The 20340-nt window shown below is 73.2% G+C and carries 8 protein-coding genes; all 8 read left to right on the forward strand.

Annotated features, from left to right (window positions below):
* Positions 1–15 precede the first annotated feature (15 nt).
* Genes IF47_RS0105675 through IF47_RS30560 form a run of 8 tightly spaced genes read left to right on the forward strand, consistent with a single transcriptional unit; the run spans position 16 to position 20340 of the window.
* Positions 16–1908: a non-ribosomal peptide synthetase gene (locus tag IF47_RS0105675; RefSeq protein WP_031507117.1), complete on the forward strand. Its 1893-nt coding sequence runs from the start codon at positions 16–18 to the stop codon at positions 1906–1908.
* A gap of 1 nt (position 1909) precedes the next feature.
* Positions 1910–4396 (forward strand): condensation domain-containing protein, encoded by a 2487-nt coding sequence (locus IF47_RS27505; RefSeq protein WP_037731994.1) that lies wholly within the window; start codon positions 1910–1912, stop codon positions 4394–4396.
* Entirely contained in the window at positions 4393–8898 is a 4506-nt protein-coding gene (locus tag IF47_RS0105685) for a non-ribosomal peptide synthetase (RefSeq protein ID WP_031507118.1), read from the forward strand. Before IF47_RS27505 ends, IF47_RS0105685 begins: the two co-directional genes overlap by 4 nt.
* Positions 8895–10691: an ABC transporter ATP-binding protein gene (locus tag IF47_RS0105690; RefSeq protein ID WP_051717061.1), complete on the forward strand. Its 1797-nt coding sequence runs from the start codon at positions 8895–8897 to the stop codon at positions 10689–10691. Before IF47_RS0105685 ends, IF47_RS0105690 begins: the two co-directional genes overlap by 4 nt.
* Positions 10691–12541: an ABC transporter ATP-binding protein gene (locus tag IF47_RS0105695; RefSeq protein ID WP_031507121.1), complete on the forward strand. Its 1851-nt coding sequence runs from the start codon at positions 10691–10693 to the stop codon at positions 12539–12541. The genes IF47_RS0105690 and IF47_RS0105695 overlap by 1 nt, the downstream gene beginning before the upstream one ends.
* Positions 12525–14063, forward strand: coding sequence for a class I adenylate-forming enzyme family protein (locus IF47_RS0105700; RefSeq protein ID WP_051717062.1), 1539 nt, complete (start codon positions 12525–12527; stop codon positions 14061–14063). Before IF47_RS0105695 ends, IF47_RS0105700 begins: the two co-directional genes overlap by 17 nt.
* Positions 14060–17800: a condensation domain-containing protein gene (locus IF47_RS0105705; protein ID WP_051717063.1), complete on the forward strand. Its 3741-nt coding sequence runs from the start codon at positions 14060–14062 to the stop codon at positions 17798–17800. Before IF47_RS0105700 ends, IF47_RS0105705 begins: the two co-directional genes overlap by 4 nt.
* Positions 17797–20340 (forward strand): lantibiotic dehydratase, encoded by a 2544-nt coding sequence (locus IF47_RS30560; RefSeq protein ID WP_157839921.1) that lies wholly within the window; start codon positions 17797–17799, stop codon positions 20338–20340. The genes IF47_RS0105705 and IF47_RS30560 overlap by 4 nt, the downstream gene beginning before the upstream one ends.

Here is a 20340-nt window from a genome sequence, read left to right on the forward strand (position 1 = left end):
GATGGAGGAAGCACGATGGCCTTCCAAGCAGTCCACGGCCTGGTACAGCAGACCGCGCGGAGGTTCCCGGAGCGCGTGGCGGTCGAGTGCCCCCAGGGGACGCTGACCTACGCGGAGCTGGAGAGCCGCGCGGGCGAACTCGCCGCGGCCTTGCGGGCCTCCGGCGCCGGCGTCGGCTGTGTGGTGCCGATCCTCGCCGTCGACCGGCGCGAGCTGGCCGTCGCGATCCTCGCCGTCCTCAAGACCGGCGGCGTGTTCGTCCCGATGGACCTCTCGGCGCCCGGGTTGCGGCTGCGCACCATGCTCACCGCCGCCGCGCCGGAATGGGTGGTGGTCGGGGCCTCCGCCCGCGAGGAGTCCGCCGGGCTCCTGGACGAGGCGCTTCCGACGGCCCGCCGGGTCGAGCTGGACCTGGCGGCCGAGCCGACCGGCACAACGCTGGAGAGGGAGCACGTCCACGACCCGGACGACGCCGCGTACATCTTCTTCACCTCCGGCTCCACCGGCCGGCCGAAGGCCATCGTCGGGCGCATGCAGGGCATCGACCACTTCGTCCGCTGGGAGACCGAACTGCTGGGCGTCGGACCAAAGTGGCGGGTGAGCCAGCTCTCCTCGCCGGCGTTCGACGCGATCCTGCGGGACCTGTTCGTACCGCTGGTCTCCGGCGGCACGGTCTGCGTGCCGCCCACCGGGCTCACCCTGGACGGTCCGGCCCTCGCCCGGTGGCTCGACGAGCAGCGGATCGACCTCGTGCACTGCGTGCCGACGGTGTTCCGCGCCCTGCTCCCCACCGCGACGGCGGCCAACGGCCCCGAGCTCGCCGCCCTCCGCTGCATCGCGATGGCCGGCGAGCCGCTCGCCCCGTCCGACGTGGCCAAGTGGTTCGGCCGGCACGGCGAGCGGGTCAGGCTGCTCAACATGTACGGGCCGAGCGAGACCACCATGACGAAGACCTTCCACTTCGTCACCCCGGCCGATGCCGAGCGCGCCACCATCCCCATCGGCAAGGCCATGCCCGGAGCCAGGGTGGTGCTGCTGGACGGGCTCGGCCGACCCTGCGCGCCCGGCACCGTCGGCGAGATGTACATCCGCACGCCGTACATGTCCCTGGGGTACTTCCACCAGCCGGACGCGACCCGGGAGGTCTTCGTCCCCAACCCCCTCGGCGACGACCCCGAGGACTTCGTCTACCGCACCGGCGACTTCGCCCGCATGCTGCCGGACGGCACGCTGGAGTACGTCGGGCGACGCGACCAGCAGATCAAGATCGGCGGGGTCCGGGTGGAGCTCGGCGAGGTCGAGCATCTGCTGCGCACCCACCACGCGGTGCGGGACACGGCCGTGGTGGCGGTCCCCGACGACCAGGGCAACCCGGCCTACCTGTGCGCCTTCGTGGAACTGGCCCAGCCCGTCGAGGCGGAGGCGCTGCGCACGCACCTGGTGCCGCGTCTCCCCGACGCGCACGTGCCCCGGGCGATCGTCCCGATGGACCGACTCCCCCGCACCATCAGCGGCAAGGTGGACCGCCGGGCCCTGCCCGTGCCGCTCGCGCCGCAGCAGCAGCTCGAAAAGGACCACGTGGCCCCGCGCACCGCCACCGAGGAAACGCTGGCCGCGATCTGGGCCGGGCTGCTGCCGGTGGACAAGCCCGGCGTGCGGCACGACTTCTTCCAGCTCGGCGGGCACTCGCTGCTCGTGATGCGGCTGCTCGCCGCGGTCACCGCCGAGTTCGGCGTGGAGATCCACCTCCAGCGGTTCCTCGCCGCGCCGACCATCGAGGCGCTCGCGGCGCTGATCGAGGAGGCGCTGCTGGAGAGCGGCGGCGACCTCGACGACCTGCTCGCCGACCTGGACGGACTGGACGACGACGAGGCCGAGCGGCTGCTGGCCCAGAACGGCGGCAACTGAGATGACGACACCTCTCGACGACGCCGAGCGGATCCGCCTGGTGGAGCGGCAGATCGAGGCGGCACTGCTCCAGGACGAGCGGATCGCCGACTGCGCGGTCGTCTTCCAGAGCGCCACGGCCATGCGGACGAAGGCCGAGCGGTGCGTGCGCTGCGGGATGGACACCGCCTACCCGGGCACCGTGCTGGACGAGCACGGCGTCTGCGACCTCTGCCTGATGCACCAGACCCACGAGAAGGAGATCCTGTCCTACTTCGGTGAGGTCGACGAGTTCGTGCGACTGGTGCGCGAGCGGTCCCGGGCCGCCGGATCGGAGTACGACTGCCTGCTGTTGTTCAGCGGCGGCAAGGACAGCACCTACGTGCTGCACCAGCTCGTCCGGCTCGGACTGCGGGTGATGACCTTCACCTTCGACAACGGCTTCATCTCCCGTACGGCGCTGGAGAACGTCGAAGCCATCACCGGGGCGCTGGGCATCGAGCACGTCACGATGACCCGGGCCGACCAGAACCGGGTCTTCGTGCGGAGCCTGCAGCAGCACAAGAGCGTCTGCAACGGGTGCTTCCGCTCCCTGCTGGACCTGAGTGCCCGGCTCGCCCACGAACGCGGCATCCCCAGTGTCGTCACCGGCCTGTCGCGCGGTCAGATCATCGACGAGCGGCTGCTGTGGTTCTACCGGAACGGGGAGTTCGCCCCCGAACGGATCGAGCGGCAACTGGAGGTCGGCCGGAAGGTCTACCACCAGGTGGGCTCCGACCTGTCGGCCGACGTGCTGGACCGGGTCGAGGTGATCGACTACTACCGTTACTCGGCCGTCACCAAGGACGACATCCGCGCGTTCCTGCAGAGCCGGGAGACCTTGTGGTCGGCTCCCAAGGACACCGGCTTCTGCAGCTCCAACTGCATGATCAACGACGTCGGCGTCTACGTGCACAAGCTGGAGCGCGGCTTCCACAACTACGAGTCGCCCACGCGCTGGGAGGTGCGGCTGGGGCACCTGTCGCGGGACGAGGCCGACGAGGAGCTGCGCACACCGATCAACATCCCGCGTGTGAAGTCGATGCTGGCGAAGATCGGCTACACCGACCCGGACGACCGCAGCCGGTTGGGCCGGCGGATGGCGGCCTACTACGTGCCGCGCGGCGAGGTGAGCGAGGCCGAGGTCCGCGGTGCCGTCGCCGGGCGGTTGCCGGAGCTGCTGCTGCCCGAGTACTGGATCGAGCTGGACGAGATCCCTCGCACGGCGGGCGCGGTGGACCGCCACACCCTCCCCGACCCCCTCCCCGACTCCGGAAAGCGGCTCGCCGTGGGAGGCCGGGAGCCGGCGGACGGAACCGACGACGAGACCGCCGTGCCGTTCTCCCCGGTCCAGCGGTTCCTGGCCGAGGACGGCGGCGCCGGTCCGGAGGGCCGGGCCCGGGCCCTGCTGCTGGACCTGCCGGAGGGGGTCGGCGCGGCCGAGGTGAAGAAGGCCGGGCTGCAACTGCTGCTGCGGCACACGGCACTGCGCTCTCCCCTGGTCCGGGAGGGGGACCGTTGGGTCAGGCAGACCGCGGAGCCGGTTGGGCAGGTGCCGGTGGGCCGACTCGACCTGTCCCGGCAGGACGCCGCACGCGCCCTGGGAATGCTGCGCCTGGCGACCGAGCGGCTGCGCGCCCCGCTCGCGGCCGGGCAGGCGCCGCTGCTGCGCGCCGCCGTGGTCGAGCGTCCCGCCGGAGCGCGCCGGTTGCTGCTGGTGGTGCACGAACTCGCGGCCGATCTGGCCGGCTGGCGACGGCTGCTGGCGGACCTGGCCGCGGTGCTGGAGTGGTCGGCGGCCGGACGGACGGCGGCACTGCCGCCGGCGGTCGACGCGCCCGCCGCGGAACCCGCTCGGCCCCGGACTCCGGCTCCGCTGCCTCCGTCGGTCTGTGTGCTGCCCGAGGAGGCCCTGGCGGACGGTGCCGTCGAGACGCACCGCACCGCGCTCGACGCGGCGGACACCGCCGCGCTGACCGGATCCGGCGCCGCCCTGCCCGCACTGGTCGCGGACGCGGTCGCCCGGGCGCTGTCGGAGTGGCTCGGCGCCCCGGCCGCGGTGCTCGGCATCGCCGACCACTCCGGCGAACTGGCCGAAGGATCGGGCTGGTTCGCTCTCACCCCTCGGCCGGACACCACCGCGGACGCGGTGCCGGGGCACTCCCTCGGTCCGTCGGCCATCCCCGTGGCCGCGCCTCCCGTCGCCTCCTCCGTCCGGCTCACCCACCTGGGCGATCTGGACGCGCTGCTGCCCGGGGACGGGCCGCTGCGGCTCGCCGACTCCCCGGACCACGACCCGGCCGCCCCGCTCGCCCCCCGACCCGGCCCGCTGGAGGTCGTCAGCCACGTACGGGGCGGCCGGCTGCACCTGGAGTGGACCGGTGCGGCCGGACTGTACGGCGTCCCGGCCGAGACCGCGGTCGCGGCGCTGCGCACCTTCGCACGACAGGCACGGAAGGCCACCGAATGAGCGAGACCGAAGAGAAGCTGCGGCGGCTGCGGGAGCTCTCCCCGGCCAAGTACGCCCTGCTGATGCAGCGGCTCCAGCGACGCGCCGCCGACGGCACCTCCCGTATACCGGCTCGGCGGGAGCCGGGTGCGGTGCTCTCCTTCGCGCAGCAGCGGCTGTGGTTCCTCGACCAGTTCAAGCCGGGCGACACCGTCTACAACATGCCGTACGCGCTGCGCCTGGAGGGGGAGGTCGATCTGGACGCCGCCCGGCGGGCGTTCCAGGCCCTGGTGCGGCGGCACGAGACGCTGCGCACCTCTTTCACCGCCGTGAACGGCGAGCCGGTGCCGGTCGTCACGCCCCCGGAGGAGGTCGTCTGGCAGCCTTCGGTGATCGACCTGCGCGGGACCGCCGACGCCGAGGCCGAGGTCCGGCGGCTCGCCGCCGAGCACGCCGGGACGCCCTTCGACCTGGCGGCCGGCCCGCTGTTCCGGGTGGCGCTGGTCCGGCCGGCCGACCGGGAGACCGTGGTGCTGATCAACCTGCACCACATCATCGCGGACGACTGGTCGATGGGGGTGCTGACCCGCGAGTTCGGTGCGTACTACGAGGCCTTCCTGGCCGGGCGGGAGGATCCGCTGCCCCCGCTGCCGATCCAGTACTCCGACTACGCGCACTGGCAGCGCGAGCGGTCGGCGGCCGGCGGGTCGGAGGGGCTGGACTACTGGCGGGAGCGGTTCAGCGGCGAGCTGCCCGGCCTGGCGATCCCCACCGACCGGCCCCGCCCCCCCGTCCAGACCTACTCGGGCCGGACCCGCTCGTTCGTCCTGTCCGCCGAGCTCACCTCCAGACTGCGCGAGCTGAGCGCCGAGGCGGGCACCACGCTGTTCATGACGGTGCTCGCGGCGTACACCGTGCTGCTGCACCGCTACTCGCGCCAGGACGACATCGTCGTGGGCACCTCGGTGGCGGGCCGGGACCGGCCGGAGACCGAGTCCCTGATCGGTTTCTTCGTCAACACCCTGGCCCTGCGCGCCGACCTGTCCGGCGCCCCGTCCTTCCGGGAGGTGCTCGCCAGGACGAGGCGGCTCTGCCTGGACGGTTTCGCCCACCAGGACATCCCCTTCGAGCAGGTCGTCGAGGCGGTCCAGCCGGACCGGGACCTGAGCCGGTCCCCGCTGTTCCAGACCATGTTCTCGCTGCACAACGCGCCGCGCGCCGAGCTCGATCTGACCGGCCTGCGGGTCGCCCCGTTCACCAACGAGGGCCGGCGGACCTCCATGTACGACCTGAGCCTGGATCTGGTGGACGACGGGGAGCGGCTCCGCTGCGACTGGGAGTACAACGTCGGCCTCTTCCTCGACGAGACGGTCGAACGAATGGCGGGGCACTTCGAGCGGCTGCTGGAGGGCGTCGTCGGCGACCCGGACCTGCCCGTCTCCCGGCTGCCGCTGCTCTCGGCGGAGGAACTGGACCGGGTGCTGGTCCGCGAGAACCGAGTCTCCGTCGAGGTGGCGCCCGAGGAGAACGTCCACGGCCTCTTCGAACGGCACGTCCGAGACACCCCCGACGCGATCGCCGTGGTGGACGGCGACGACCGGGTCAGCTACCGCGAACTCGACCGACGGGCCGAGACGATCGCGGCCAGACTGCGGGCGCTCGGCGTCGGCCCCGAGGTGCGGGTGGGACTGTGCACGCCCCGCTGCCCGGACGCCGTCGCCGCCGTGCTCGGCGTGCTGAAGGCGGGCGGCGCGTATGTGCCGCTCGACCCGGCGAACCCGGTCGACCGGCTCAACTTCATCCTGGCCGACGCCGAGGTGCGCCTGCTGCTGACCCGGCACGACATCACCTCCGCGATGCCCGATCTGGGCAGGGACGTCACGGTGGGCCACTTCGACGACTGGCTCGCGGAGGGACCGGACCGGCTGCCCGAAGCACCCGCCCCGGCTCCCCGTGCCGCCTCCGACAACCTGGCCTTCATCGTCTACACCTCCGGATCGACCGGCCGGGCCAAGGGCGCGATGCTCACCCACGGGGCGCTGGTGAGCGCCTTCCGCTCCTGGGAGCGGGTGTACGAGCTGGGCACCACCGTGCGCCGCCACCTCCAGGCGGCCAACATCGCCTTCGACGTGTTCACCGGCGACATGGTCCGTGCCCTGTGCTCGGGCGGCACCCTGGTGCTGTGCCCGCGCGAGGTGCTGCTCGACCCGGTCAGGCTGTACGAGCTGCTCCAGCGCGAGCGGATCGACTTCGCCGACCTGGTGCCCGTGGTGATCCGGTTGCTGACCGGCCACGTGGCCGAACAGGGACGGATGCTGGACAACTTCAAGATCCTCGCGGTCGGCGCCGACATCTGGTTCATGCGCGACTACTGGAACCTGAAGGCGCTGTGCCCGCCCGGCACCCGGCTGGTCAACTCGTACGGCATCACCGAGTCGACCGTCGACAGCGGGCTGTTCGAGACGCCGATGCCCGAGCGGAGCGACGAGGAGCCGGTGCCGATCGGCCGTCCGCTGCCCAACACCGAGTTCTACGTGCTCGACGACCTGCTCCAGCCGGTGCCCGTCGGGGTGCACGGCACGCTGTACATCGGCGGTCTGGCCCTGACCCGCGGCTATGTGGGCCGCCCCGGCCTCACCGCGGAGCGCTTCCTGCCGCACCCCTTCTCCGAGCGGCCCGGCGACCGGCTCTACAACACCGGCGACCTCGCACGGATCCTGCCCAGTGGCGACGTGGAGGTGCTCGGCCGGGTGGACCGTCAGGTCAAGCTGCGCGGCTTCCGCATCGAGCTGGAGGAGATCGAGTCGGTGCTCGGCCAGCACCCGGACGTGCAGGCCGCGGCCGTGGTGGTCCGGGCGGACGGACAGGGCGAGCGGCGGCTGGCCGGCTACGTCGAGCCCAAGTCCGGGCGCCGGCCGGACCCGGCGGCCCTGCAGGACCACCTGCGGTCCCAGCTCCCGTACTACATGGTGCCGTCCACCATGACGATCCTGGACCGGATACCGCTCAACGCCAACGGCAAGCACGACCGCAAGGCGCTGCCCGCGCCGATCCTCGAGGACCACGGACGTCCCGCCCCGGCGTTCTCGTCCGCCACCGAGCAGGCGGTCGCCCGCATCTGGGAAGAGGTCCTCGGCGTCGACGAGGTGACCGCGGAGGACGACTTCTTCGACCTCGGCGGGCACAGCCTGCTCGTCCCGCGCGTGCTGTTCGCACTGCGGCGCGACCTCGGGGCCGAACTGCCGCTGGTGGCACTCTTCGAGAACACCACGGTCGCGGAGCTGGCCCGCCGGATCGAGGACACCGCAACCGCCCGGCCGGACGGCACCGCGGAGGGCACACCGCCCGACCGGTTCGAGCCGCCCGTCCTCGACCCGGCGATCCGGGTCGGGCGCGCGGACGCACGTCACCGGTCCGGTGCGCCCGAGGCCGTGCTGCTCACCGGCGCCACCGGTTTCCTCGGCGCCCACCTGCTGCACGAGCTGTTGACGCGGACCTCGGCGACCGTCCACTGCCTGGTCCGCGCGGACGGCCCCGAGGACGGCCGGGCCCGGCTGCTCAAGGCGCTCGGCGCGTACGGGCTGCCGGAGCCGGACGCCCCGGAGCGCCTGGTGGCGGAGCCCGGAGACCTGGGGCGCCCGCTGCTCGGGCTCTCCCCCGAGCGGTTCGACGCCCTCGCCGCGCGGCTGGACGCGATCTACCACAGCGGCGCCTGGGTGAGCTTCACCCTGCCGTACGAGATGCTGCGCCCGGCGAACGTGGAGGGCACCCAGGAGGTGCTGCGGCTCGCGGCCCACGGCGGCGGCATCCCCGTCCAGCACGTCTCCACCGCGTCCGTGCCCGAGCCGGGCACCGGCTCCGGCGCGTCGGTCGCCGGCGGCTACAACCAGAGCAAGTGGGCGGCCGAGCACCTGGCGGTCGCCGCGCGGGAGCGGGGGATTCCCGTCGACGTCCACCGGCCGGACTTCGTCGGCGGCCACAGCGGCAGCGGCATCGGCAACCCCAATGACCTGATCTGGGCGATCGTCAAGGGCAGCGTGCAACTGGGCTGCCACCCCGATCTCCGGACGCTCCCCGTCCGGATGGTGCCGGCGGACCGGGTGGCCGAGACCGTGGTCCGGCTCTCGCTGCGCGAGGGCGGCGAGTCCGGCTCCTTCGACCTGGCGCACCCCGAGCCGGTCGACCTCGCCACGGTGTTCGACTGGGTCGAGGGGTTCGGCTACGACCTGCGCCGGGTGCCGTACGCCGAGTGGCTCGCCGCCCTCCGGACGTCCGCGCGGGACTCGTGGGACAACGCGCTGTTCCCCTTCGTCGACCTGCTGGCCGACCCGGCCGGGCCCGGGGCGCCGGGCGACCCGGCGGACTCCGGCGGCCACGCCCGTCCCGCGTACGCGGCGGCCGGCGTCGACTGCCCGCCGCTCGACGAGCGGCTGCTCCACACCTACCTGGCCGAACTGGTGCGCAGCGGATACCTCCCGGCCCCGGCCCGGACCCTGAACGACCCCACGCAGGAGACCGCATGACGACCGCGACCGAACGGCCCTCCGCCACGCCCCGGCGGACCGGGACACCGGTTTTGGGGTGGCTGCTGTCGCACCTCTCCCGCTCCAAGGGGTGGATAGCGACCCATCTGGTCACCACCGTGCTCTGGCACGTGCTGGCCGCCGCCGTCCCGATCACGGTCGGCGTCGCCTTCGACGCGGTGCTGGGCGACGGCCCCGACCAGGGGCTGTTCACCACCATGGTGCTGGTCCTGCTCGCCCTGGTCCTCGTCCGGGGCCTGGTCGGCATCGGCGCCACGTACTCCCTGGAGGCGTACGCGTGCGGGCTGGAGCGCGACGTGCGCGCCTCCCTGTTCTCGTCGCTGCTCCACAAGAGCCAGCGGTTCTTCAACCGGCGCCGGGTGGGCGACCTGTCCGCGCGGATCACCGGTGACGCCCAGGCGCTCAACCTGATGCTGTCGCCGGGCGTCGACATGACCCTCGACATGGCCCTCGGCCTGCTGGTTCCGATCATCTTCATCGGGCTGCTCGACGTCCGTCTGCTGCTGGTGCCCGCGGTGTTCCTGGTGCTGTTCCTGGTGGCGCTGCTGGAGTACGGCCGGCGGCTGGACCCGGCGGCGGGCGCGACCCGGGCCCGGTTCGGCGAGCTCAGCGCCCACGTCTCGGAGACCATCACCGGCATCGAGACGGTGGACGCGACCGGTCGGCGCGAGGAGGAGCAGCGGCGGTTCGTGGAACTGGCACGGGCCTACCGGGACGCCTCGGTGCGGCACGCGCACGCCCAGGCCGTGTACCTGCCGACGCTGCTGCTGGCGATCGCCCTGGCCGGCGGCCTGCTGCACGGGGCCTCGCTGGTGGCGGGCGGCTCCCTGACGACGGGCCAGTTCGTCTCCTTCCTCGGCCTCATGGCCGCCCTGCGGTCCCCGACCCAGCTCGCCTCCTTCAGCATCGGCCTGATCTTCCTCGGGATCGCCGGCGCCCGGCGCATCCTGGAGGTGATCGACGACCGGACCGGCGCGGACGAGGGGGAGTCGGGCCACTCGGGGGAAATCGCCGGTCGGGTGGTCTTCGACCGGGTCTCCTTCGGCTACGACGACAAGCCCGTGCTGCGCGACGTCTCCTTCTCGGTCGAGCCGGGGATGACGGTGGCGCTGGTGGGGCCGACGGGCAGTGGGAAGTCCACGCTGCTGCAACTGCTCAACCGCACCTACGCACCGGACTCCGGCCGGGTGCTGATCGACGGTGTGGACACCGCCGACTGGGACCCGCAGTCGCTGCGTTCCCAGATCTCGGTCATCGAGCAGGACGTGGTGCTGTTCTCCAAGACGATCGAGGAGAACCTCGCCTTCGGCGTGGGACCGGACGTGGACCGGTCCCGGGTGGAAGAGGCCGCCAAGGCCGCGCACGCCCACGAGTTCATCATGGCGACCGAGGACGGCTACCGAACCGTGATCGGCGAGCGCGGCACGACCCTGTCGGGTGGCCAGCGCCAGCGGATCGCCATCGCCCGGGCCCTCCTGGCGAACCCGCGCATCCTCGTCCTGGACGACTCCACCAGCGCGGTGGACAGCGCCACGGAGCAGCAGATCCAGCGGGCGATCCGACGGGCCGCCGCGGGCCGCACCACGTTCATGATCACCCCACGGCTCTCCCGCATCCGCAGCGCCGACCTGGTCCTGGTGCTGGACCAGGGCCGCATCGTCGGCCAGGGACGTCACGAGGAACTGCTGGAGACCTGCCGCCTGTACCACCGGATCTTCGCGCCGTACCTGGAGGACCGGGCCGGCGGCCGGACCGGAGAGGGAGTCCACTGATGGCGCACATACTCGACGGCATCTCCGCGGACAGCTACGACCGTTCCTACGGTGACCGGGAGCTGCTGCGGCGGATCGCGCCGATGTTCGCGACGAAGGTCCGCAAGGTGGTGCTGGTCGCGTTCTGCGTGGTGGGCGCGGCAGCGGCCGGAGCGGCGTTCCCGCTGCTGGCGGCCGTCGTGGTGGACACGGCCGACCGCGACAGCGTCGAGCGCGGGGTGCTCCCCCTGGTGGCGGGCGCGCTGGCCACGGGCCTGGTGGCCTGGCTGCTGACCCTCGTGCAGCAGCGGGTGATCGGCACCCTGGTGGGCGACGTGGTGCTGGAGATGCGCCGCCGTGCCTTCGCGGCGGTGCTCCGGCAGGACATGGGGTTCTTCGACGAGCAGTCCTCCGGGTCGGTGGCCAGCCGCATCACCTCCGACACCCAGGCGTTCGCGACACTGGCCACGCTGACGCTGAGCCTGGTCGGCCAGGTCCTGATGATCGGGCTGTTGCTCGTCGCGATGTTCACGATCAACGTGCTCCTGGCCCTGGTCACCCTGCTGGTCTCCGTCGTCATCGTGCTGGTCAGCCTGGCCTTCCGCTGGGTGTCCCGGCAGGCGTCGCGCCAGCAGCAGCGGTCGCTCGCGCAGATCACCGCCTACGTGCAGGAGACGCTGCGGGGCATCGCGGTGGCCCGCAACTTCCAGCGCGAGGAGTCCACCAACGCCGGTCTGACCGAGGCCAACCAGCGGTGGTTCAGGGCCACGGTCCGGCTCAACCGGCTGTTCAGCGGGATCTTCCCGCTGCTGCTGACCCTCACCGGTCTGGGTACGGTCCTGGTCGTCCTCCTGGGCGGCGCCAGGATCACCTCCGGGGAGCTCACCGCCGGCGAGTGGTCGCTGTTCCTCGAGGCGTTGACGCTGTTCTGGTTCCCGCTGACCAGCATCGCCTCCTTCTGGAACCAGTTCCAGCAGGGGCTCGCCGCCTCGGAGCGGATCTTCGCGTTGATCGACCGGGAGCCCGGGGTGCGGCAGAGCGGCGCACGGGCCGTGCCCGAGTTGGCCGGCCGGATCGAGTTCCGGGGCGTCGACTTCGGCTACGCCGCGGACAAGCCGGTGCTGCGCGGCCTGGACCTGGAGATCCGCAGCGGCGAGACGGTCGCGCTGGTGGGGCACACCGGCGCCGGCAAGTCCAGCATCATCCGCCTGATCACCCGGTCGTACGAGTTCGACGGCGGCCGGCTGCTGGTGGACGGCCGGGACATCAGGGAGCTGGACCTGGACGAGTACCGGTCCCACCTCGGCATCGTCCCGCAGTCGCCGTTCCTCTTCTCCGGCACGGTCGCCGAGAACATCGGCTTCGGCAAGCCGGGCGCCACCGACGAGGAGATCCTGGCCGCGGCCCGCTCGGTGGCCGACGGGGACTGGTTGGAGCAGCTTCCGGCGGGGCTCGCGACGCAGACCAACGAAGGCGGCCGCAACCTCTCCGCCGGCCAGCGTCAACTGGTCGTTCTGGCGCGGGTCATGCTCAAGGACCCCTCGATCCTCATCCTGGACGAGGCCACCTCCAACGTGGACCCGCTGACCGAGGCCCAGGTGCAGGAGGGGCTGGACGCCGTCTCCAAGGACCGCACGACCGTCGTCGTCGCGCACCGGCTTCCCACGGTCCGCAGGGCCGACCGCATCGTCGTGGTGGACGGCGGACGGATCGTCGAGCAGGGCGACCACCACAGCCTGCTCGCGGCAGGGGGCCGGTACGCGGAGCTGTACGACCACTACTTCCGCCACCAGCGTCCGGACTTCGAGGCCGAGGAGGCCGGAGAGGCCGGAGAGGCCGGGAAGGAGGCCGCGCGTGTCCTGCAGCCCTGACACCGCCCGCACCCTGGGCGCCCTCCTCGGGCACGCCGCAGCCGCCTGGCCGGACCGGGTGGCCGTGGAGCACGGGGGCGAGACCGTCACGTTCGGCGAGCTGGCCCGCCGGGTCGAGGCGGCCGCCGGCCACTTCTTCGAGGCGGGACTCACCGGCGCGCGCACCGCGGTCCTCCTCTTCGACAACACGGCCGACTGCGTGGTCGCGTTCCTGGCCGTCGCGCGCACCGGCGCCCGGCTGGTGCCTGCCGAGCCCGGCTCGACCGCGGCCCAACTGGACGCGCTGGCCGAGGAGCTCGGAGAGCCGGGGGAGCTGACGGTGCTGGGACGTCCGGAGCGGCTCGGAGCCCTCGATGGGGTCCGGGACCGGGTCGGGCGGCTGATCGACACCACCGGTGTCCCCGGCGCCTCCGGCGGGTCCGCGGGCGCCGTTCCGGCCGCGGTACCGCCGGAGCCCTCCGGTGACGACCCCTTCCTCTACCAGTTCAGCTCCGGCTCGACCGGGGCGCCCAAGGCGGCGGTGCACAGCCAGGCCAACCTCGTGCAGGGCGGGCTGATCTACCGGCGGTCCTTCGGCTACGGCCCGGAGGACACCGTGCTGACGGCCGTTCCGCTGCTGCACTCCTTCGGCCTGATCGCCGGTCTGGTGACCTCGCTGCTCACCGGTGCCCGGCTGGTCGTCCTGGGCCGCTTCGCCCCCGGACTGCTGCTGCGCGAGCTGGAACGCACCCGCGCCACCGTCCTGGTGGCCACCCCGCTCGTCTGCGACTTGATGGTCCGTTCGGCGGGCGGGAGCGGCTCCCGGCTCTCCTCGGTGCGGCTGTGCCTGTCGTCGGGGGCCGCGCTGCCGCCCGAGGCGGCGCGCCGCTTCGCCGACCGGTTCGGGGTGCGGATCAGCCAGGTCTACGGGTGCACCGAGGCCGGGATCATCGCCTGCCAGCGGCAGGAGACCGGCGGGGTGGGCAGGCCGGCATCCGGCGTCGAGGTGCGTCTGGTCGACGACGCCGGCGCCTCGGTCGCGCCGGGCTCCCCTGGCCTGCTGCTGGTCCGTACGCCGGCGATGTTCGGCGGTTACCTCAACCGGCCGGAGAACACGGCCGAGGTGCTGCGCGACGGGTGGTACGCGACCGGCGACGTGGCCCGTCTCGACGAGGATGGAGTGCTGCATCTGATCGGCCGCAAGGACTCGTTCGTCAACGTCGGCGGCAAGAAGGTCAACCCCGTCGAGGTGGAGCAGGTCCTCCTCGGCCATCCGCTGCTGCGGGAGGCCGTCGTGTGGGGCGAGGTGCTGCCCGGTGGGAGCGAGCGGGTGCGGGCGGCCGTGGTGGCCTGTGGCGAGCTCACCGTCACCGAACTGGTCCGTTACTGCCGCGAGCGGCTCCAGCCGCACCAGGTGCCCGGCCGTGTGGAGTTCGTCGCGGAACTCCCCAAGACGTCGTCGGGGAAGATCCGCCGGGCCGAGGTGGCGGCAGCCGCCCGCGTCCCGGCGCCCAAGTCCGAGCAGGGGGGTACCCACCAATGACCTCGACCCTCGTCGAGCTGCTGCGTGGCCGTGCGATGTCGTCCTCCGACGGCACGGCCTTCCGGTTCCTGTCCGACGACACGACCGCCGAGAGCGTCACCTACGGTGAACTCGACCGTGACGCCCGGGCGGTGGCGGTGCGGCTGCGGGAGCTGGGAGCCGTCGCCGGGGACCGCGCGCTCTTGCTGTACCCGCCGGGTCTGGACTACATCCGGGCCTTCTTCGGCGCCGTGTACGCCGGGGTGGTTCCGGTCCCGGCCTACCCGCCGCGCACCCAGCGCAACGTGCACCGGCTGACCTCGATCGTGGCCGACTCCCGGGCGGGCTTCGCGCTCACCACCGCCTCCGTGCTGGAGCTGCTGCGGGAGGACGGGGAGGAGCACGGTCCCAAGGGGCTGCGCATCGCGGTCACCGACCGGCTGGACACGGGCGCGGCGGACGACTGGTCGGCGCCGCGGTCCGGGGCCGACAGCACGGCGTTCATCCAGTACACCTCCGGCTCCACCGCCTCGCCCAAGGGCGTGGTGCTGACCCACGGCAACCTGCTGCACAACCTGGGCATGATCAGCCGGGCCTTCGGCTGCCACGAGCGCACCAGTGCCGTGATCTGGCTCCCGCCCTACCACGACATGGGGCTGATCGGCGGCATCCTCACCCCGCTGTACGCGGGCTTCCCCGTCGCCCTGATGGCGCCGATGAGCTTCCTGCGCCGCCCGATGCACTGGCTGCGGGTCGTCTCCGAGGAGCGGGCCGAGTTCAGCGGAGCCCCGAACTTCGCGTACGAGATGTGCGCGCGGCTGGCCACCGACGAGGACCGGCGGGAGCTGGACCTCAGCTCGTGGCGGGTGGCCTTCAACGGAGCGGAGCCGATCCGCGCGGCGACCCTGGACGCCTTCGCCGAGGCGTTCGCCGACTGCGGTTTCCGCCGCGAGAGCTTCCTGCCCTGCTACGGGCTGGCCGAGGCGACGCTCTTCGTCACGGGCGCGTCGGCGTCCACCGAGCCGACCGTCGTCGAGGTCGACGCGGCGGGTCTGGAGGCCGACCGGGCGGAGCCCGCCGTGTCCGGCAGGCCGTCCCGGCGCCTGGTCGGCAGCGGCACCCCGGCGGCGGACCAGGAGGTGCTGGTGGTGGACCCGGAGACCCGTCTGACCCTGCCCGAGCAGCGGATCGGCGAGATCTGGGTACGGGGCGCGAGCGTGGCGGCCGGCTACTGGGACAATCCCGTCTCGACCGACGAGGCCTTCGGCGCCCGCACCGCCGACACCCACCAGGGCCCCTTCCTGCGCACCGGCGATCTGGGCTTCCTCTCCGACGGCGAGCTGTTCGTCACCGGGCGCCGCAAGGACCTGATCATCGTCCGGGGCCGGAACTTCTACCCCACCGACATCGAGCAGGCCGTCGAGCGCAGCCACCCGGCCTTCCGCCCCGGCTGCTGCGCGGCCGTCGCGGTGGAGCACGACGGGGAGCAGGTGCTGGTCGTGCTGCAGGAGGTCGAGGGCCGCTCGCTGCGAACGGTCTCCGTGCCCGAGGCGGTCGCCGCCGTCCGCGAGGCCGTCATGGAGTCCTGCGAGCTGGCGGTGCACGCGGTGGTGCTGCTCAAGCCCGGCACGATCCCCAAGACGACCAGTGGCAAGGTGCAGCGGGCACTGTGCCGGGAGCGGTACCTGTCCGGCGGCTTCCAGGCGCTCGGCCCGGACACGGACGCACGGGACGCACGGGCGCTGCCGGATCGGACCACGCCTTCCGCCCCGCCGTCCGAGCCGCACGCCGTGGTCGCGGACGCCCTGCGCGCCCGGATCGCCGAACTGCTGGGCTGCGCGCCCGACGAGGTCGCCACGGACGTTCCGCTGTCCTCCCTGGGCATCGACTCGCCGGCCGCCGTGCTGCTGGCCAACCGGATGCACGACGAGCTGGGTGTGGAGCTGCGGCTCGGCCGGATGCTCGGGGACGCGGGGATCGACGCGCTCGCCGCCGAGGCACGGATCGCGTCCGCGCCGGACGGGGAGCCCGACGGTGCGGAGCCGGACGGGGAGCCGGGCGGGATGTCCCTGGGCCAGCGGTCGATCTGGCACGTGCAGCAGCAGGATCCGACGAGCACGGCGTACAACATCCCGGTCGCGCTGCGCCTCCTGGGCCGGGTGGACCCCCAGGCGCTGCGGCGGGCCCTGGCCCAGGTGAGCGAACGGCACGAGGTGCTGCGGACCCGCTACCGCGTCGACGGGGACCGGACGGTCTCGTTCGTCTCCCCGGAACCGATCGCCCTGGAGTGCCTGGACGCGTCCGCGGACAGCGAGGACCGGCTGGCCGAACGGCTCGCCGACCTCGCGCACCGCCCGTTCGACCTGGAGCACGACCCGGTGCTGCGGGCCTGGCTGCTGACCCGTTCCCAGGACGAGCACGTGCTGCTGCTCACCGTCCACCACATCGCCGCGGACCTGTGGTCCATGGTGGTCCTCCTGGACGAGCTCGGCCGCTGCCACCGGGCGCACTCCCTGGGCGCCCCCGCCGATCTCCCCGCCCCGGCCGGCCGGTACGCCGACCACGTGCGCCGCGAGCGGAGCATGCTGGCCGGTGCCCGGGGCGCGGCGCTGGAGGCGTACTGGCGCGAGACGCTGGCCGGGCCGCCGCCGGTGCTCGACCTCCCGGTGGACACCCCGCACCCGCCGGTGCCGAGCCACCGGGGGGAGCGTCTGGTCTTCCGGTTCGACGCCGGGCAGACCGGCCGGCTCAGGGAGTTCGCCGCGGCCGAGGGCGTCACGCTGTACACGGTGTTGCTGTCCGCCTTCCACATCGCGCTGCACCACGCGAGCGGCCAGGACGACGTGGTGGTCGGCTCGCCGGCGGCCAACCGCGGGCGTCAGGACGTCGAGGGCGTGGTCGGGTACTTCACCAACCCGCTGCCCATACGGGCCAGGTTCGAGGACGGCCTCACGGCACGCGAGTTCACCGGGCGGCTGCACCGCACGGTGCTGGGGGCGCTGGACCACCAGGCCCTCCCGCTCCCCCGGATACTGGAGATCGCCCAGCCCAGGCGCGAACCCGGCCGGAACCCGCTCTTCCAGGCGGTGTTCGTGCTCCAGCGGCCGCACGCCCACGCCGACGCCGCGGCCTTCGTGCTCGGCACGGCGGACCCCGGGGCGACGGTCCCCTGGGGCGGGCTGCGCATCGCCCCTCACCCGCTGCCGCACCGCACGGCCCAGTACGAGCTGATGCTGACCGTGGTGGACGCGGGGACCGAGCTGCATGCCGCGCTGGAGTACGGCACCGACATCCTCACCGCCGGTTCCGCCACGCGCCTGGCCGACCACTACCGCGCCGTCCTGGACGGCCTGCTGGAGCGGCCCGACGCCACGGTCGCCGAGCTGTGCCCGGCGGATCCGCTCCGGCGCGCCGACCACGGCGCCGCCGAGGAGGACCACCCGGACGGCTACGTGGCGCCCCGCACCGACACCGAACGCGTGCTCGCCAAGATCTGGTCGGAGGTGCTGGGCGTCGAACCCGTCGGCGTCGAGGACGACTTCTACGACCTCGGCGGGCACTCGCTGCTCGCGGTCCAACTGATCTCCGCGGTGCGGGACGAGCTCGGGGTCGACGTCCCGGTGCGCAGCGTGATGCAGGCCCGGACCGTGAGCCAGAGCGCCGCCGTCGTCGACGCCCTGCTGTGGGCCAGGGACGGCGCGCGGTCCGCCGGGCCCTCGGCTCCGGTGACCGAGAACCGTGAGGAAGGCCGGCTGTGACAGCACGAACCCCGAAGGGCGCCGCGCCGACGGGCCGGGCCGCGCACCTGGTGCCCCTGCCCGGCGGCGACTGGAACCTGTGGCGGACGGTGGGGCTTCGCGGCACCGGCTTCCCGGCGAGCCGGGTGCTGCGCCTGGCCGCGCCGGCGTCGGCCGACGCGGCCGGGCGGCTGATCCGCGCCCGGGAGGCCGCCGAAGCGGCCCGTCAGGAGACGCTGGAGGCGTTCCGGGCGGCGCTCGACGCCCTGCGCGAGGCGGGGCGGTGGGACGACCTGGGCCGCCGGCGGCCGCTGCTGCGCGCGATCTCCCGGCTCAACAAGGGGAAGTCACCCGGAGCCGACTTCGCCGACTGGCCCCAGTCGGTACGGCTCGCCGAGGCGGAGGACCTGGCCAGGACCGCGGAGCAGGACTTCCGCAAGGCGCTGGACGACGACACGGCCATGCTGTCGGACGCGCTGCGCGAGACCGCCGCGGACAGCCGCTTCCAGGAAGCCGTCATCTGGCAGAACCGCAGGGCGTACGCGGACGGCGTGCGCAGGTTGGGCGGCGACGGCGGTTCCGGGCGGCGCAACTCCCGGCGCCGCGACCACGAGGCACTGGTCGCCGGCTACCTCCAGCGCTACTGCGTCAAGAACGACTCGATCGGGTTCTTCGGGCCGGTCGGCTGGGCGGAGTTCACCGACGACGGCGCCCCGCTGGAGGTGCGTCCCGGGCAGGATCTGGTCGCCTCCCGCCAGGTGTACTTCGAGCAGTGGGGCCTCGACGCCCTGGTGCGGTCGCTCGGGCAGGACCTCGCGCTGCGCCGCTGGATCGCCCCCCGCCGGCTGCCGACCGCGTCGCTGGAGGGGGACGTACTGCGGCTGCCCGGTCGCACGGTCCCCCTTCCCCGGGCGAAGGCCCAGGTCCTGCACGAGGTGCTCCGGCTCTGCGACGGCCGCCGCACGGCGCTCGACGTCGTCGCGGAGCTCCCGGTCGGCTCCGAGGCCGAGGGCATGGCCCTGCTGGAGTCCCTGCGCGCCACGGGACTGATCGCCTGGGACCTCGAACTGCCCTTGCAACCCGGACCGGAGGCCGCCGTCCGCAGCCGGCTGGAGCGGATCGGCGATCCCTCGCTGCGGGCCGAGGCGCTCGGCCGGCTGGACCGGCTGGCCGAGGCCCGGGACCGGATCGCTGCCGCGGCCGGGCGTCCCGAGGAGCTCGACCGCGCCTTCGACGCACTGGAGAGCACCTTCACCGAGATCACCGGCAAACCGCCCACCCGCGCGCACGGCGAGACCTACGGTGCCCGCACCCTGGTCTGGGAGGACTGTCGGCGGGACGGCTGGGTGGGGATCGGCCCCGGTCTGCGCGACGAGCTCGGCCCGCCGCTCTCGCTGATGCTGGACTCCGCGCGCTGGCTGACCTGGCGAGTCGCCGAGGGCTACCGGGAGGAATTCCGGCGGGTGTACCGGGAACTCACCTCGGGCGGCCCGGCACACGAGCCGCGGCTCCCGGAGTTCTGGGCCCGGGTGCAGTCCATGGTCCTGGGGCCCCGCCAGGAGGTGATGGACCGGGCCGTCGAGGAGTTCCAGGAGCGCTGGCGCTCCGTCCTCGGCCGGTTCGACGGGCGCCGGGTCGAGTACCGGTCCGACGCGCTCCGTCCGCTGGTGGACGAGGTGTTCGCGGCCGAGGCGCCGGGCTGGCCGGGCGCCCGCTACCAGGCGCCGGACATGATGATCGCCGCCGAGAGCCCCGAGGCGGTGGCGCGCGGCGACTACCGGCTGGTCATGGGCGAGCTGCACGTCGGCGTCAACACGCTGCGCAACCTGCTCTTCGTCCAGCAGCACCCCGACCCGGAGGAGATGGCACGGGCGACGGCGCTGGACATGCCGGAACCGCGGGTGTACCCGGTCCTGCCCAAGCAGTGGCTGTACTCCACCCGGACCATGATCACACTGGCGACCGACCAGGACTACCGGCTGCTTCTGGGCGACGAGGCCTCCTGGTTGACGGACCACCCCCGGGCGCTGCCCAGCGCCGAGTTGCGGGTCGGGCTGCGCGACGGCGTGGTGGTGGCCCACGGCGCGGACGGGGGGCCGGTCTTCGACATGGTGGAGCTGCTCGCGGAGGCGATCAGCTTCAAGCTGGTGAGCCGCTTCCAACTGGCGGGCCCGCGGCGGCACACCCCCCGGGTGACGATCGACCGGGTGGTGGTCTGCCGGGAGTCGTGGCGCTTCGACGCCGACGAGCTCGCCTTCGCGCACGAGCGTGACGAGGCGGAGCGGTTCGTGGCCGCGCGCCGGTGGGCCGAATCGCACGGCATCCCCCGCTTCGTGTTCGTCAAGGCGGCGCACGAGACGAAGCCGTTCTACGTCGACCTGGACAGCCCGCTGTTCGTCAACGCCTTCGCGCACGCGGTCCGGGGGGCGGCGGCCGAGCCGGACGGACGGACGACGATCACCGTCAGCGAGATGCTGCCCACCAGCGAGCAGACATGGCTGATGGACCGCCAGGGCCGCCGGTACACAAGCGAGTTCCGCGTCATCGCGGTGGACAGGTGA

It is taken from the genome of Streptomyces megasporus, assembly GCF_000718985.1.
Classification (GTDB): domain Bacteria; phylum Actinomycetota; class Actinomycetes; order Streptomycetales; family Streptomycetaceae; genus Streptomyces; species Streptomyces megasporus.

What these genes read in the sequence shown, in the direction of transcription:
- IF47_RS0105675 (WP_031507117.1), top strand. Translation starts at nt 16, where the DNA reads ATGGCCTTCCAAGCAGTCCACGGCCTGGTACAGCAGACCGCGCGGAGG.
- IF47_RS27505 (WP_037731994.1), top strand. Translation starts at nt 1,910, where the DNA reads ATGACGACACCTCTCGACGACGCCGAGCGGATCCGCCTGGTGGAGCGG.
- IF47_RS0105685 (WP_031507118.1), top strand. Translation starts at nt 4,393, where the DNA reads ATGAGCGAGACCGAAGAGAAGCTGCGGCGGCTGCGGGAGCTCTCCCCG.
- IF47_RS0105690 (WP_051717061.1), top strand. Translation starts at nt 8,895, where the DNA reads ATGACGACCGCGACCGAACGGCCCTCCGCCACGCCCCGGCGGACCGGG.
- IF47_RS0105695 (WP_031507121.1), top strand. Translation starts at nt 10,691, where the DNA reads ATGGCGCACATACTCGACGGCATCTCCGCGGACAGCTACGACCGTTCC.
- IF47_RS0105705 (WP_051717063.1), top strand. Translation starts at nt 14,060, where the DNA reads ATGACCTCGACCCTCGTCGAGCTGCTGCGTGGCCGTGCGATGTCGTCC.